The 15,759-nt window shown below is 50.8% G+C and carries 15 protein-coding genes and 1 pseudogene; all 16 read left to right on the top strand.

The window, feature by feature from the left end:
* Nucleotides 1-33 precede the first annotated feature (33 nt).
* The 16 genes and pseudogenes from ACOCF6_RS00390 (at nucleotide 34) to ACOCF6_RS00315 (ending at nucleotide 15,610) form a co-directional block, all read left to right on the top strand.
* Complete coding sequence (locus ACOCF6_RS00390) at nucleotides 34-435, top strand: response regulator (RefSeq protein WP_482458406.1); 402 nt, start codon at nucleotides 34-36, stop codon at nucleotides 433-435.
* A gap of 33 nt (nucleotides 436-468) precedes the next feature.
* Nucleotides 469-901, top strand: a pseudogene (gene flgC, locus ACOCF6_RS00385) (flagellar basal body rod protein FlgC).
* A gap of 135 nt (nucleotides 902-1,036) precedes the next feature.
* Nucleotides 1,037-1,540 (top strand): M23 family metallopeptidase, encoded by a 504-nt coding sequence (locus ACOCF6_RS00380; protein ID WP_482458405.1) that lies wholly within the window; start codon nucleotides 1,037-1,039, stop codon nucleotides 1,538-1,540.
* Between the two features lie 48 nt (nucleotides 1,541-1,588).
* A complete protein-coding gene (locus tag ACOCF6_RS00375; protein WP_482458404.1) occupies nucleotides 1,589-2,140 on the top strand; it encodes an OsmC family protein in 552 nt (183 codons plus the stop codon).
* 33 nt (nucleotides 2,141-2,173) lie between these two features.
* Nucleotides 2,174-2,584: an SET domain-containing protein-lysine N-methyltransferase gene (locus ACOCF6_RS00370; protein ID WP_482458403.1), complete on the top strand. Its 411-nt coding sequence runs from the start codon at nucleotides 2,174-2,176 to the stop codon at nucleotides 2,582-2,584.
* Between the two features lie 27 nt (nucleotides 2,585-2,611).
* Nucleotides 2,612-3,733, top strand: coding sequence for a two-component system sensor histidine kinase NtrB (locus tag ACOCF6_RS00365; RefSeq protein WP_482458402.1), 1,122 nt, complete (start codon nucleotides 2,612-2,614; stop codon nucleotides 3,731-3,733).
* Between the two features lie 264 nt (nucleotides 3,734-3,997).
* Nucleotides 3,998-5,110 carry a two-component system sensor histidine kinase NtrB gene (locus ACOCF6_RS00360; RefSeq protein ID WP_482458401.1) on the top strand — a complete coding sequence of 371 codons (1,113 nt, stop codon included), beginning with the start codon at nucleotides 3,998-4,000 and terminating at the stop codon, nucleotides 5,108-5,110.
* Nucleotides 5,107-6,465 (top strand): sigma-54-dependent transcriptional regulator, encoded by a 1,359-nt coding sequence (locus ACOCF6_RS00355; protein ID WP_482458400.1) that lies wholly within the window; start codon nucleotides 5,107-5,109, stop codon nucleotides 6,463-6,465. The genes ACOCF6_RS00360 and ACOCF6_RS00355 overlap by 4 nt, the downstream gene beginning before the upstream one ends.
* 330 nt (nucleotides 6,466-6,795) lie before the next feature.
* Nucleotides 6,796-7,755, top strand: a complete 960-nt coding sequence (gene cysK / locus ACOCF6_RS00350; protein ID WP_482458399.1) for a cysteine synthase A — start codon at nucleotides 6,796-6,798, stop codon at nucleotides 7,753-7,755.
* Between the two features lie 77 nt (nucleotides 7,756-7,832).
* Nucleotides 7,833-8,051 (top strand): hypothetical protein, encoded by a 219-nt coding sequence (locus tag ACOCF6_RS00345; protein ID WP_482458398.1) that lies wholly within the window; start codon nucleotides 7,833-7,835, stop codon nucleotides 8,049-8,051.
* A gap of 49 nt (nucleotides 8,052-8,100) precedes the next feature.
* Nucleotides 8,101-8,535, top strand: coding sequence for a flagellar basal body rod protein FlgC (flgC, locus tag ACOCF6_RS00340; RefSeq protein ID WP_482458397.1), 435 nt, complete (start codon nucleotides 8,101-8,103; stop codon nucleotides 8,533-8,535).
* 53 nt (nucleotides 8,536-8,588) lie between these two features.
* Nucleotides 8,589-8,921, top strand: a complete 333-nt coding sequence (locus ACOCF6_RS00335; RefSeq protein ID WP_482458396.1) for a hypothetical protein — start codon at nucleotides 8,589-8,591, stop codon at nucleotides 8,919-8,921.
* Between the two features lie 176 nt (nucleotides 8,922-9,097).
* On the top strand, nucleotides 9,098-10,423 hold the full coding sequence (locus ACOCF6_RS00330; protein WP_482458395.1) for a TolC family protein: 1,326 nt from the start codon (nucleotides 9,098-9,100) through the stop codon (nucleotides 10,421-10,423).
* Between the two features lie 67 nt (nucleotides 10,424-10,490).
* The gene (locus ACOCF6_RS00325) at nucleotides 10,491-11,864 is read left to right on the top strand and encodes an efflux RND transporter periplasmic adaptor subunit (RefSeq protein WP_482458394.1); all 1,374 of its coding nucleotides are present in this window, start codon (nucleotides 10,491-10,493) and stop codon (nucleotides 11,862-11,864) included.
* Between the two features lie 20 nt (nucleotides 11,865-11,884).
* On the top strand, nucleotides 11,885-12,373 hold the full coding sequence (locus ACOCF6_RS00320; RefSeq protein WP_482458393.1) for a hypothetical protein: 489 nt from the start codon (nucleotides 11,885-11,887) through the stop codon (nucleotides 12,371-12,373).
* Between the two features lie 99 nt (nucleotides 12,374-12,472).
* Nucleotides 12,473-15,610, top strand: coding sequence for an efflux RND transporter permease subunit (locus tag ACOCF6_RS00315; protein ID WP_482458392.1), 3,138 nt, complete (start codon nucleotides 12,473-12,475; stop codon nucleotides 15,608-15,610).
* Nucleotides 15,611-15,759: the final 149 nt, after the last annotated feature.

Here is a 15,759-nt window from a genome sequence, read left to right as displayed (position 1 = left end):
TATGAGGTTGCAAGCTTGACGAATGGGGGAGGGATGAAAGAGCTGAAAGATCTTTCCGTGCTGGTGGTCGATGACAACAGTGCAATATTTGCCGTGATTGCGAGAATGTTCAGCCACTTCAAGGCCAAGGTCGATTACGCCGCGAATGCAACAGATGCAATTAATTGTCTGAAGACACGTGATTACAAAACCATGATAGCTAACATTGACCTGCCGGTGGTTGGTGGACTTGAACTTGCTCGAAGGGCACATGGACTGAACCATTTTCTGAATATCGTAATCTTTACCGGCAACACTTCAGAGCAGATCGTGAATCTGGCTCTGAATCCCAGGGTGTCTGACATATCCGGGATACTCCGAAAACCATACAGCCTTGACGATTTGCTGATGGACGTTTTGACGAAAGAAACGGGTAAAACCTTTCTGCTGGAATAAGTTGTCAGCCTAATTAAGATATAGAGGTATTTGATGGATGCCATGATGATAAGCGCTTCCGCCCTGTCTGCGGAGCGGACCCGGATGAATTTGATTGCCAGCAATCTTGCTAACGCCCTCACTACCCGGACACCGGAAGGCGGGCCCTACAAACGCAAGGATGCCATGTTTGCAACCATGTCGATGGAAAACCCTTTTTCAACTCTGCTGGAAAAACTAGATCCAGCCGGACGCAAAAGGGGTCGAGGTAATGGAAATCATGGAAGACCACAATCCTCCCCGGCTTCAGTATGAACCCGGTCATCCCGATGCAAATGCCCAGGGATATGTAGCCTATCCGAATGTGAACGTGATCGAGGAAATGACGGATATGCTCAGCGCAACACGAGCATATGAAGCTAATGTGTCGGCGTCGAAGGCATCCATGGGTATGCAAATGAAAACACTGGAGTTGCTTGGGAGGTAACCACCTCCTTCAGGAAAGTGAGTATGAATACTGTGTTGAAAACTGATGCTACCCTTTTACCTTAATATGAAGCCAATTTTCTTTTCAATAATGATCCTCTTGATTTTACCGGTGGCAGCCGGGGCGGAGATTGCATTGCCGGTAGAGAACGGCGTTGTGACCTCCGGCGTGGGATGGCGTGTCGACCCATTCGGAAGCGGCAAGTTTGCCTTCCACCGCGGAATCGATATTGCGGTCCCGGTCGGCACTCCGGTACGGGCTATCCGCAAAGGACGGGTGGTTTTCGCTGGCGATCGTCACGGCTATGGCTCAACAGTAATCGTTGAACATGCCAACGGAGATCGCACTCTATATGGACACAACTCTCTGGTTCGCGTTCATTCAGGTGATCTGGTGGAATCCGGCACAGTGGTTGCTTTTTCTGGGAACACCGGCCGGTCGACTGGTCCACATGTGCACTTTGAAAAGTTGCCGAGCGGTCGTCCCGTTATAGAGCCGGTGGAAATGGAAGAAACTAGACTACCGCAACTTGTCAATAACGATGGTCAGAGAGACATTCTTGAGAGGAAAATGGATGAATCGATGAACTCTGTTCTCAGGACAATCCACAGGTTTGGAGCAGCCGGACAAGGCGGATGAACTGCCATGTCAGTACATTGAACCGTTTGATATAAAAAAGGAGCAATTATGACTGAGACCATCAAAACATCTGTAGAAAATCTAATTGCCATGGTTAAGAAAAACCCACAAGTAGCAAATTCTGTTTTTCGTGCCTCAACCTATTCGGAAACGCAGGGATTCACCGTTCGCTCCGAGATTCGCGGATTTAATGTTTCCATAGATGAGCCACGTGAGCTGGGAGGCAACGACACGGCCCCAAATCCAGTGGAATTGCTTCTGGCTGCCTTGGGAGGATGCCAGGAAATCGTCTATCGGGCTTTTGCTGCTGTATTGGGGATCGAGATAGACAGTATTGAAGTCCACGCCAAGGGGTACATTGATCTACACGGATTTCTGGGATTATCAGAAGTTCCGGCCGGTTTCACCAACATCAGTTTTACCACGCGAATTGTTTCGCCAGCGTCACCGGAGAGCATACGCCAGCTTGCTGTGCTTGTTGAAAAACACTGCCCTGTTCAAGATACTCTTGCGCGTTCCATACCGATCAGCGGCAAAGTTGAGCTTATGCAACCCGGAGATCCTGCCGGTGCTGTTGAGATCATCGCTTCAGCCGCATAAGCATGCGAATATCTTTCCACTGAGGTAATTCACGTGAACAACGAAATAAATATCATTGACAATATTCCCAACACCAAAATCGCTGAGAGCGCTATCCATGGAAAGGGGCTGTTCTCCGAAGCGGCCATTCCGAGCGGTGCAATTCTTGCTGTACTTGATGGCCAACTAATCCCTCTTGCCAAGCAACAGATTGTCACCTCTGATATCTGTGTTTCACATTGTGAATGGAACGCCGTCAGCAAAGATATGCTCCTGGTGCGGACGTTTAGAACTAAGTACAGCTTCATCAACCACAGCCTTAATCCGAATTTGAGGTTGGAATACAATCCGTTACGGATAGTTGTCTCCAGTGACTTGAGCAAAGGCGATGAATTGACGCTGGATTACAACAAAGAACCTCTTCCCGATGCGTATCTGAAGCTTCACGGCAGGCACTTTTTATAGACAAGTAACTCCAATCGATAGGATGTCATGAAAAAATCGGCACGACCATTCATATTAATTATGTGCATTATCGGCATCAGCATGTTGCACTATTTAACCCCGCTGAATATGCCGTACCTTCATGACATTTATCAACGACTCTACTACCTGCCGATCATTCTGGCGGCCTTCTGGTTCGGCTTTCGAGGCGGCCTGGCCTGTTCCCTCTTTGTCAGTATAGTCTACGCCCCTCACCTTCTTTTCCAGTGGGGTGGCCCACCAGCAATGGAGATGGAGAAGTACCTGGAGATACTACTTTATAACGTAGTCGGTGGCGTTACCGGCTTCCTGTCCCATCGCGAACGGGAACGGGCAACCGCATTGCAAAGGAGTGAAAAAAACCTCAGGAGCTTGTACGAGAGTTTGCTTACCCAGTCAGAAAAAATACGTGTCATCGAAGAGCAGTTACGAAACGCAGAGCGGCTTTCCGCAGTTGGGGAGATGTCAGCTGTTCTTGTACACGAAATCAAAAACCCGCTTACTTCGATGCGGGGGTATGCGGAAATCGTTCGAAGAGCATTCAAGCCAAGTGAAAAATACTACGAATTTCTGACGATCCTGATCAAGGAAACAGACCGATTGGATAATGTGGTAAAGGACTTCCTCCGCTTTTCCAGTCCGGTAGTTGTCAGGCCGGGCCCCTGCAACGTTCTTGAGGAATTGCAGACTATTGTAACCTTGGTTTCTCAAGATACGGGACAACGCAGACCAAAGGTAATACTTACAGCTGAGAGTTTGCCAATTATCAGGGCAGATAGCCAGAAACTGCGCCAGGCATTTCTTAATCTGATCCAAAATGGCTGTCAGGCGGCAGGCTTTGACGGCAACGTTACAATCAATGCCATTGTCGAACAGTACGAAAATGGGGAACATATCGTTATTTGTTTTGACGACAACGGGGCGGGAATCGCCCAGGAAATACGAGATAAGCTTTTTGAACCCTTTTTTACAACAAAGACAGGTGGAACGGGACTTGGTTTGTCTACCACGCGCAAAATAATAGAGGGGCATTGCGGTTCGATAGAAGTCGATACATCACCTGACGGAGGCGCTCGGTTTATTGTGCGTCTTCCTGTGAGTCGACCGGACCTGGAAATAAATCATGAATAGCTGCATTCAATTAAATTGATGACGACATTTCGCAACGACGGTTGCTTGAGACGAACTGACGCTGGATTACAACAAAGGACCTATTTCGGAGCATGTATATGAAGCTTCACGGCAGCCACTTATTACAGACAGATCTGCGAATTATGTCGGTTCAGCAGTTGCTATTACATTGTTGCCGGCTGTGATTTGCATCGTGCCTTACACGAGCCTCTGGCTGAATTTGAAACTCCCTTTAAGCAATCAAACACTAATTTACAGGGTGTTATGAAGTTATTGTCGCGACCACTCATACTTTTATTGTGCATTATCGGCATCAGCATGCTGCACTACTTTACTCCGTTGACTTTGCCGTTTTTGCACGACATCTATCAACGTCTTTATTACCTGCCGATCATCCTGGCTGCCTTCTGGTACGGCTTCCGTGGCGGCCTGGCCTGCTCCATATTTGTCAGTATTATATACGCCCCCCATCTTCTCTTCCAGTGGGGTGGACACCTGACAATGACGATGGAAAAATATCTGGAGATACTGCTTTACAACATAGTTGGTGGCATAACCGGTTTCCTGTCTCAGAAGGAACGGGAACGGAGTGCTGAACTACAGGAGACCGCTGAAGGTTTGGACGAATCGTATAAAAAGCTCCAAGCCCAGTCAGAAAGGATCATCACGATCGAAGAGCAATTGCGGCGTTCTGAAAAGCTCTCAACCCTGGGAGAGATGGCAGCGGTGCTGGCTCACGAAATCCGTAACCCCCTTGGTTCCATTCGGGGGACCGCCGAAATATTGAGAGACGATTACCAACCGGGTGACCCCAAACACGAGTTTATTGAAATCCAGATCAAGGAAACTGAACGGCTTAATCGAGTTGTGGAGGAATTTCTCCGCATGGCGCGTCCGCAACCGTCCGATATGCGGCCCTGTCCAGTGCAGGAAGAACTTGAAACAATAGTGACGCTGGTATCGAACGATGCCAGGAATCGTCACATCAAGCTCATACTGCAACCTCAAACTGCTTCAGTAATTATTACGGCAGATGGAGAAAAGCTTCGTCAGGCCTTTCTGAACATTACCATTAATGCCTTGCAGGCCACATCGCCCGGCGGAAGTGTAATTATCTCCACAAAGGTTTATCAAACAGCACTCTGCGAGATCCGTTTCCGTGATACAGGGCCCGGAATTGATGCAGAGATGCTGGAGCGGATATTCGAGCCCTTTTTCACCACCAAGCCTGATGGCACCGGGCTGGGACTGGCAATCACCAGGAAAATCATTGAAAGCCACGGGGGTACGCTGCTGGTCGAGAGCGAAACAGGGCACGGTACAACCGCCATTGTCAGATTGCCAATGCATAAAACAACTAATGGAGGAATGCCTTGAAAGCAGAAATTCTCATTATTGACGACGACACCTCGCTACGGCGGGTGCTTGAATATAACCTTCAGGAAGAAGGATATGATGTTCAGGCCGCTTCCTCAGGGGAAGAAGGCTTGTATTTGTTCGGGAAGTCCCAGCCAAATCTGGTTATCACCGATATGAAAATGCCCGGTATGGACGGGTTGATGGTGCTCAAGTCAATCAAGGAGCGTTCACCGGAGACACTGGTGATTATAATTACCGCTTTCGGGACCGTTGATGTCGCCGTGGAGGCCATGAAGGCCGGGGCCTATGATTACATCACTAAACCGTTCAACAGGGATGCGCTCAAGCTGACGGTTAGAAAGGCGCTCCAGTTCAGTGGGCTTACAGAGGAAAACAAGCGACTGAAGAGTGAATTATCAGACAAAACGGACTTCCGCACCATTATAGGTTCATCGAAGGAAATGGAAAAAGTCTTTGATGTGATTCGTAAGGTGGCCGACACCGAGGCGGCTATCTTAATTACAGGAGAATCTGGTACGGGCAAAGAGCTTGTCGCCCGTTCCATTCATGCCAACAGTTCTCGCAAGGATGCCCCGTTCGTTGCCATCAATTGCGCCGCCATCCCCCGTGACCTGCTGGAGAGCGAGCTTTTTGGCCACATCAAAGGGTCCTTCACCGGAGCGGTGAAAGACAAGACCGGAAAGTTCCAGTCGGCGGAAGGTGGTACACTGTTCCTGGATGAGGTCGGCGAGCTTCCGCTGGAATTGCAACCAAAACTGCTCAGGGCACTGCAGGAAAAAGAGGTGGAGCCGGTAGGAGGCACGAAGGTCCAGAAGCTTGATGTCCGTGTCGTATCCGCCACCAATTTGAATATCGACAAAGCGATAACTGACGGCACATTCCGAGAAGATCTCTATTACCGATTGTCGGTCATTCCAATCCATCTACCGCCACTCCGTGAGAGACGTAAAGACATTCCGCTCCTGATCAGGTATTTCTGTTCCAAACATGGAAGCGACAAGGTCACCTTTAACAAGGATGCCCTGCATACTCTGGTCATGTACCCTTGGCCTGGGAATGTACGGGAACTGGAAAATACCGTCGAACGACTGCTCATAATGCGGAACAGCGATGTCATTGGTCTCGGCGAATTGCCGGAAAAATTGTTGGAGAACGGTGCCTCAGGAAGTGCGATTATAAAACTGCCTGATGAGGGGTATTCATTGGAGCAGCTGGAGCGAGAGGTCGTTGTAATGGCTTTGGAAAAAAATAGTTGGAACCAGACTGCTGCAGCCCGTTTTCTCAGAATTCCCCGTCATACACTCATCTACCGGCTTGAAAAATACGGCATAACTGTGCCCATCAATAATTGATTTATTTGGTGTAACTCCATGCGCATATCCATAAACATGATACATCGGCCTATACTAAGAAAAGCAGAATATTATCCGGCTGTGAAGTATATTCTGCACAATGTTTGTTAGACCATAGTTGTTAAACCCGTTATATCAGATAGATACGAATTGGCACGCTCCGTGTACACAGAAGAACGGTAACGGCTTGGTATTGCAGTTCAAGCATTGAGTACAATACTGAAAAGATTAATGTGATTATCCCGGAAATTTTCACGGCACTGGGAGAAAGAGCGAACAGTGCTGGTTGAATGAACTTTATAATTTATACCCCTTAGAAAGGATATCCTTGTGAGCAAAATTTTTGTCGACAACTCTCAATCAATTGGCAGCACACCATTAGTGAGGCTCAACCACCTCACCAAAGGCAGTAAAGCAACCATTCTGGCCAAGGTTGAAGGTCGCAATCCGTCTTACTCAATCAAGTGCCGCATTGGGGCCAACATGATCTGGGATGCGGAGAAACGTGGGGTCCTTAAGCCGGGTGTTGAGATCATTGAACCGACATCTGGCAACACCGGTATCGCTCTAGCTTATGTAGCCGCCGCCCGCGGCTACAAGCTGACTCTCACCATGCCCGAAACCATGACCATTGAGCGAAGAAGAGTGCTGGCTGCTTTGGGAGCCAACCTGATTCTGACTCCCGGTGGTGATGGGATGAAGGGGGCAATAAGCCGTGCCGAGGAAATTGCGGCGGCTGAACCACAGAAATATTTTCTGCCACAGCAGTTCAAGAACCAAGCAAATCCTGGGATTCACGAGAAGACCACCGGGCCTGAGATCTGGAACGATACCGACGGTGGCATCGATGTCTTGGTCGCAGGCGTTGGTACGGGCGGCACTATCACAGGAATCTCTCGTTATATCAAACACACCAAGGGAAAACAGATCCTTTCTGTCGCAGTTGAGCCGAAAGAAAGCCCGATCATTACTCAAAAGCTGGCCGGTCTGGAACTGAAACCTGCACCTCACAAGATTCAAGGTATCGGTGCCGGCTTCATACCCGATACGCTTGATCTTTCCATAATCGACCGTGTGGAGCAAATAGATAGCAATGAGGCCTATGCATATGCCAGGCTTCTGGCCAAAAAAGAAGGCATCTTGGCTGGTATCTCAAGTGGCGCTGCCGTGGCCGTTGCCGTGCGTTTGGCTCAACTTGAAGAATTTATAGACAAAACTATTGTCGTTATCCTGCCTGACTTGGCTGAACGCTACCTTTCTACCGAGCTGTTCGACATAGAGAAGCTATAAAGATAGCGCTGGATAGAGTTTGATTTACGCCGATGGTAAGATTTATACATTCTATGATTTAAAGGAAGGTACAACCCATGTCTTCACTTGCTCAGTTATCACCAAACAGCGTTGCAGCTAGCCCCGTTGATGTCAATCTAGCAACCCAGACACCACAAAACGCCATTAATGTGAAATCTAGCGAAGTCGCACAAAAAACGGCTCAGAAGTCAAAAACTGATACCGTTGTCGTTTCAAGCCAGGCACTCAAGTTGGCATCGCGGCTTGATAATGTGTCGAAGCCGAAAAACAAGTGAAGAATCATCTGAACAGGTTTCGAACGATTTCCCTTAAAAGGAGTCAAGCATGGATGCCATGATGATAAGTTCTTCCGCCCTCACTGCACAACGCACCAGAATGAACCTAATCGCCAGTAACCTGGCTAACGCGCTTACTACAAGAACACCGGAAGGCGGTCCCTATAAACGCAAAGACGCCATGTTTGCTGCTATGCCCATGGAAAAGAACTCATTTGCGTCTGTATTGGACAAGAAGAGTCAGCCTGATGCAAAAGGTGTGGAAGTAATGGAGATTATGGAAGACCACAATCCGCCACGACTCCAATATGATCCGTCTCACCCCGACGCCAACCAGCAAGGTTATGTGGCCTATCCCAATGTAAATGTTATCGAGGAAATGACGGATATGCTGAGCGCATCACGCTCCTATGAGGCTAACGTGACAGCATCGAAAGCAACAATGAGTATGCAGATGAAGTCGATGGAAATTTTGGGTAAATAAGCTTTGCAGATTGCATGTGATTAATTATTGGATGATAATAGGAGGCTCTACAGATGAAATTCAATAATTTTCTGGTATTGTTTGTAAGTATGTCGGTGTTTTTCACGTCATCACTGGCTTTTGCCGGCCATGATCACGGAGGAGGGCAAGGTTCAGGAAGTCAACCTTCGACGCCAAAACCAGCAGATCAGCAGGCAACAAAAAAAGCTGAGCAACTCTTAAAAAATTGTTCGCAGCATATAGATAGCATTCAGCGAAACGTAGATAGACTGCACTCTAAGCTGTCAGAAAAAAGTGCAACGAGTTCAACCAACGCAGAATTGGAGAAGCTTGATCAAAAACTTCAAGAAGCAAAAGAATTAGTGAGATCTTTGCAAATCTATTAACGAGATTAGTAACTACATTTGGCGCATATTCTCCAGCTATGTAGAATAATGTTCAGATAGTTCCCGCCTGTGTTAGTTCTGTTTTACAATAAATACCATAAAAACAAGGCGATTCTGACTTGGCACAACTCGTGTAGACGAATCATTCAAATCTGGACACTTCATCCGAGGTCATCATGAAATATTTTATTGCTGTTGTTTCGATTGTATCGGCTGTTGCCTTCTCTTCTGGTTTTGGCTTTGCCGGAGATGCGAAACCGGTTGAAAATCTCTCTGCACTTGTAGATGCTGCGTTGACCAACAATCCGGAATTAAAGTCTTCCCAGGCCCGCTGGCAGATGTTTACCAATAAGGCCAAGCAGGCTGGTGCTCTTGATGACCCGATGTTCATGTTCAAACTCCAGAATATGCTGGCTCGTGAGCCATTTGTTTTCAACAAGGATCCCCAGTCCGCAAAGGTGATCGGCATATCCCAGCAGCTTCCGTTTTGGGGCAAACGGGCAATCAAACAGGAAGTTGCCCAATTTGAAGCTGAGTCATATAGGTGGACCATCGAAGAGCGCAAGCTTGAGCTGACTCGTATGGTCAAGGAAACTTACTATCAGCTCTGGGCCGTTGACAAGTCCATGGAAATTATTGACAAAAATCTAAGGATTCTGGCCGACTTTGTGACGATTGCCGAGTCGAAGTATTCGGTCGGTCAAGGGGTGCAACAGGACATCTTCAAGGCCGGCCTTGAAAAATCCAAAATGCTCGACATGCAGATTACTCTCAGGCAGCAGCGCAAGAGCTTGGAAGCCAACCTCAATTACCTCCTCTATCGCCCAGGAAACACATCAGTCGGCACTATCGCGGATTTCACATTGCCGCAACTCCCGCTCTCTGCAGAACAACTGAATGAGACCGCCTATGAGAAGCGTCCCCAGGTAAAAAGCCTTATCAGCCTGGTTAACAAGGGGCAGGCGTCTCATCGCCTGGCGCGGAAGGAATTCTATCCCGACTTTAATCTGTCTTTCGAGTATATGTTCAAGGAAGCCATTGCGACCGACATGGTAACTGACCCCGGCTACAACATGTTCACACTGGGTGTGACCTTCAATCTACCGTTTCAGCAGGAAAAACGGCATGCAATGCTGGCCGAATCAACATCTGAGACCAACATGGCCACAGAAGAGTTGAATGGATTGAAGAACACTATCTCATATACCATCAATGATACCCTGGCCCAGTTGGACCGCCGCAGAAAACTGGTGGAACTCTACAGGGGAGGCATCATCCCCCAGGCGGAGCAATCCCTGGAATCGGCCGTCATCAGCTATCGAGTAAGCAAAGTGGATTTTCTGACACTCCTCGATGGCAGAATGACCCTGTTCAACTACGAGCGGGAACTATACGAGTCGCAGGCCGAGTATATGATGAAGCTGGCACAGCTTGAAGCAGTGGTGGGCTTCGACTCCGCTCAGCCACCGGAAAGCCCCGCTCAGCCACCTAAAGTTCCCTGAGCGAAGTCGAAGGGAAAACTCCGACCATTCTCAACATCATTAAAATTTACGATACCGAGGTACGCTCATGGCCCTGAACAAGAAAATTGCAATTCCACTGGTGGTAATTATTCTCGCTTCTGCAGCCGGTGGCAGCTGGTACTTATGGCAAAAGAAACTGCCGGGTACGACAACTGGTCAAAAAGCGGCCCAGGGCAAACAGCTCTACACCTGCGCCATGCATCCCTTCATCATCAAGGACAGACCCGGTACGTGCCCGATCTGCGCCATGGAACTGATCAAGAAGATTGAAGGAGCCGCCGACAATGGTACACAGACCCCGGAGCAGAAGAAGATGGCCGAGATGCTCGGTCACGTCTCCATGTCCGCTAACCAGCGTATCATGGCCAATGTGGCCACGGTTGAGGCTAAAAACGGTTCTCTGAACAAGGAGATCAACGCCGTCGGTATAGTGCAGTTCGACCAGTCGCGGCAGGCCAAGGTCACCGCCTGGATCGCCGGTCGTATTGACAAGCTTAATATAGATACCGTGGGTGCCTACGTCAGCAAGGACAAACCGGTGGCCGAGATCTACTCGCCTGATCTGCTGGCGACCCAGCAGGAATACTTGCTGGCGGTCAAGAGCCGTGCGCAGCTGAAAGACTCTCCGATTCCCTCCATCTCCCAGAACGGCGACGGCCTGGTCGCGTCGGCTAAACAGCGTCTGATGCTGTACGGTGTCAAGGAAAGCCAGATCGCCGAACTGGAGAAGGCCGGTAAACCGACCATCCGCCTGCCGATCTACACGCCGCTGTCCGGCATCGTCATCGAAAAGATGGTTCAGCAGGGTCAGTACGTCAATGTGGGCGAGGTGCTCTTCAACATCGCCGACCTCTCAAAGGTCTGGGTCGAGATCGATGTCTTCGAGAATGAAGTCCCCTATGTGCGGGTCGGGCAGCAGGTGGAAATACGTTCCGCGACAGAACATGGCGAATCCTTCAAGGGTCGGATCGGTTTCGTGTATCCGTTCCATGACCCCAAGACCCATACGGTCAAGGCCCGGGTGGAAATGCCCAACCCCGGCCACCGGCTGAAACCGGACATGTTCGTTAACGCCATCATCAGGGTTCCGCTGGTCAAAGGCATCATCGTCCCGGTCACAGCGGTTATCGATACCGGCAAACGCCAGGTGGTCTGGGTTGAGATGACGTCGGGAATGTTTGAGCCACGCGATGTCCAGGTAGGAGAGCGTATAGACGACAGGGTCCAGATCCTGTCAGGCCTCAAAGCGGGCGACAAGGTTGCGGTGTCAGGTTCCTACCTGATCGACTCCGAGTCTCAGCTCAAGGGTGGCGGTGGGCAGGATCACAGCCAGCATACCGGAGGAGCCAAGCCGGAAGTCAAAGGGCAACCAGCTCCCGCAAAGAAGGATTCGTTGAAGATGGATGACATGAAGATGTAAAAGCGTTTGTAAGGGAGGGGATGATGGTCTCAGGCAGACTATTGAAAATCGTATCAATAAGTGCCGCGATTTCTTATGCGTGTGTTCACCCTTTTGTAATGGTTCTCTCCCATGCAATGCCTGCATCAGATGTTACCGGGCATCAACTGAAAGCAGATTTTGGCGCAATATTTCTGGAGTCTTTTTCTATTGGCATGCTGCCATGGAGTCTAGGCTTTACAATTTTAGGGGGATTGGTTGGTTATTTATATTACAAAAACATGCAATCCGACGAATCAAAAACAAAATTGCTGAACGAGCTCCAAGCCGCACTTACAGAAGTAAAGATGCTCTCTGGTTTTCTGCCCATCTGTTGCGTATGTAAGCAAATAAGGGACGATAAAGGCTATTGGAATCACTTTGAATTATACATCAGTGAATATTCGGAAGCCAAATTCAGCCATACGTACTGTCCAGACTGTCGGCAAAAAGCCCTTGATGAATATCACGTCGAAGAACAACGAGATTAATACGTTGACAATTATATGATTCAATTTTTGAACTGTAAAACTTGCATAAAAACACAAATATACCAGCTTGTGTCTGAGTTCTATAAAAGGAATTAGCCCATGATCGAGAAAATAATCGAATATTCCGCCCGCAACCGGGTCATTGTCCTGATGGTCTTCGGACTGATCATCGCCTGGGGGGTCTGGTCGGTCTATAAGACCCCGGTGGACGCCATCCCCGACCTGTCGGACAACCAGGTGATCGTCTTCACCGACTATGCCGGCCGTTCGCCGCAGGTGGTCGAGGATCAGGTTACCTATCCTCTGGCGGTCAACCTGCAGGGTCTGCCTATGGTCCGTGCCGTACGGGCCTCCTCGGCCTTCGGCTTCTCTATGATCTATGTCATCTTCGAGGACAAGGCCGACATCTACTGGGCCAGAACCCGCGTCCTTGAGAGGCTGAACTACGCCGCTTCCCTGCTGCCGCCCGGCGTGGTGCCGACCCTCGGCCCGGACGGCACAGGCGTCGGGCATGTCTTCTGGTACACCATAGAGGGCAAGGGCTATGACCTGGAGCAGCTGCGCACCCTGCAGGACTGGTTCGTGCGCTACCAGCTCAACACCGTCCAGGGGGTAGCTGAAGTGGCTTCAATCGGCGGTCTGGTGCGTGAATACCAGATCGATCTGGATCCTACCAAACTGTTTTCTTACAAGGTCACTTCCGGCAAGGTCATGGAGGCGGTCAAGGCGGCCAACAAGGATGTGGGTGGCCGGCTGATCGAACAGGCCGACGCCGAATACCTGATCCGCGGCCGCGGCTACGTCAAGTCAAAGGAAGACCTTGAGAATATCGTGGTCGGCGCCGACATGCGCGGCACCCCGATCTATGTCAAAAATCTCGGCACGGTCCAGATGGGGGGCGCCATCCGCCGCGGCCTGTTGGAGATGAACGGCGAAGGTGAAGCCGTGGGCGGCATCGTGGTCATGCGCTACGGTGAGAACGCCAAAGCTGTCATTGACCGGGTCAAGGTCAAGATCAAGGAATTGGAAAAGGGGCTGCCGCCGGGCGTGAAGATCATGGTTTCCTACGACCGCTCCGACTTGATCCAAAGGGCCATCGATACTCTGAAGAAAAACCTGTTGGAGGAATCGGTCGTCGTCTCGCTGGTGATCCTGGTCTTCCTGCTGCATTTCCAAAGTGCCCTGGTGATCGTGCTGACCCTGCCGATCTCGGTGCTGATCGCCTTCATCACCATGAAACTGATGGGGGTCAGCTCCAACATCATGTCCCTGGGGGGCATTGCCATTGCCATCGGCGTGCTGGTGGACGCCGGGGTAATCATGGTGGAGAACTGCTATCGCCACCTGTCCGAGATGCCACCCGAAGATCGGGCCGGCAAACGACTGGATGTTGTTATCGCCTCGGCCAAGCAGGTCGGTCGCGCCATCTTCTTCTCCCTGGCCATCATCGTGCTCTCTTTTGTTCCGGTCTTCCTGCTGGAGGGACAGGAGGGCAAGCTGTTCCACCCCCTGGCCTTCACCAAGACCTTCTCCATGATGGGTTCGGCCCTGATCGCCATAACCTTGGTGCCGGTACTGATGTACTATTTCATGCGGGGCAAGATGCCGCCTGAGAGCTCCAATCCGGTTTCTACTTTTTTCATAAAATTGTATTCACCGGTCATCCGCTGGGTGCTGGTCTGGAAGAAGACCACCATCGCCCTGAATGTCGTGGCCCTGTTGATTGCCATCCCCATGTTCATGAGTCTTGGCTCCGAGTTCATGCCGCCCCTGGACGAGGGCTCGCTGCTCTACATGCCGGTCACGCTTCCCAACGTCTCCATCACCGAGGCCAAACGGATTATCCAGGTGCAGGACACCATCATCAAGAGCTTGCCCGAGGTGGAACATGTCCTGGGCAAGGTCGGACGGGCCGAGACCTCCACCGACCCGGCTCCGGTCTCCATGTTCGAGAGCATCATCATCCTCAAGCCCAAAGACAAATGGCGTCCGGGGATCAAGAAAGCCGACATCGTGGCCGAACTGGATGGCAAACTGCGGCAGATTGGGGTCAGGAACGGCTGGACCCAACCGATCATCAACCGCATCAACATGCTTTCTACCGGGGTGCGTACCGATCTGGGTGTCAAGATCTTCGGCAATGACCTGAATGTGCTCAAGGACCTGGCGCTTCAGACCGAGACGATCCTCAAGCCGATCAACGGCGCGGCTGACGTGGTTGCTGAACGGGTCACCGGCGGCAATTACATCGACATCGACATCGACCGCGAGGCGGCCGCCCGCTATGGCGTGAGCGTAGGCGACATCCAGGATGTCATCGAAACCGCCCTGGGGGGCGAGATGCTCTCCACCACGGTGGAAGGGAGGAACCGCTTCCCGATCCGGATCCGCTACCTGAGGGACTACCGCGACAACATCCCGGCTATCCGTCGCATCCTGGTGGCTGGCATGGAGGGCACCCAGGTGCCGTTGTCGCTGGTGACCCGATTGAAGATCTCCACGGGCGCGCCGGAGATCAACAGCGAAGGTGGGCTCCTGCGCTCGCTGGTCTTCCTCAACGTGCGCGGCCGGGACATGGGAGGCTTTGTGACCGAGGCCAAACAGGTGCTGGAAAAGAACCTCAAACTACCCCCCGGCTACTACGTGGCCTGGTCCGGCCAGTGGGAGAACCAGATCCGCGCCAAGGCCCGCCTGCAGATGCTGGTACCTATCGGCATCCTGATCATCTTCATCCTGCTGTACTTCACCTTCCACTCGGCCCTGGAGGCCTCCATGGTCATGCTCTCGGTCCCTTTCGCCCTGGTGGGCGGAGTCTACCTGGTGTATGCCCTGGGCTATAACCTGTCGGTAGCGGTCTGGGTCGGCTTTATCGCCTTGTACGGTATCGCCGTGGAGACCGGAGTGGTGATGATCATCTACCTGCACGAGGCGTTGGACAAAAAGCTGATCAACGGTCCCTGCACGGAACAGGATATCTACGACGCCACCTTCGAGGGGGCGGTGCTCCGCCTGCGGCCCAAGCTGATGACCGTGGCCGTGGCGCTCTTGGGCCTGCTGCCGATCATGTGGTCGACCGGCACCGGCGCTGATGTGATGAAACCGATCGCAGCCCCCATGATCGGGGGGATGATCTCCTCGGCGGTGCACGTGCTGATTATGACCCCGGTCTTATTTGTGCTGATGAAGAAGCGGGAATTGAAGAAGGGGAGGCTGAAGTATTCGGGGATGAAACACTAAGGAGTGGCAGTTACTCCGGTATCATCTGGAAAGTGTGGCATGCAGGTTGTGTCCAGAGCATTTCAAATTCTTTTTGTACAAAACTCCAGAGTCTGCTTGAGGGAAAAGTATTATCAAGTAGACGCTGATATAGTTTTTTAACCAAATAT

It is taken from the genome of Geobacter psychrophilus, assembly GCF_056821595.1.
This window is presented reverse-complemented; position numbering and strand designations above follow the sequence as displayed.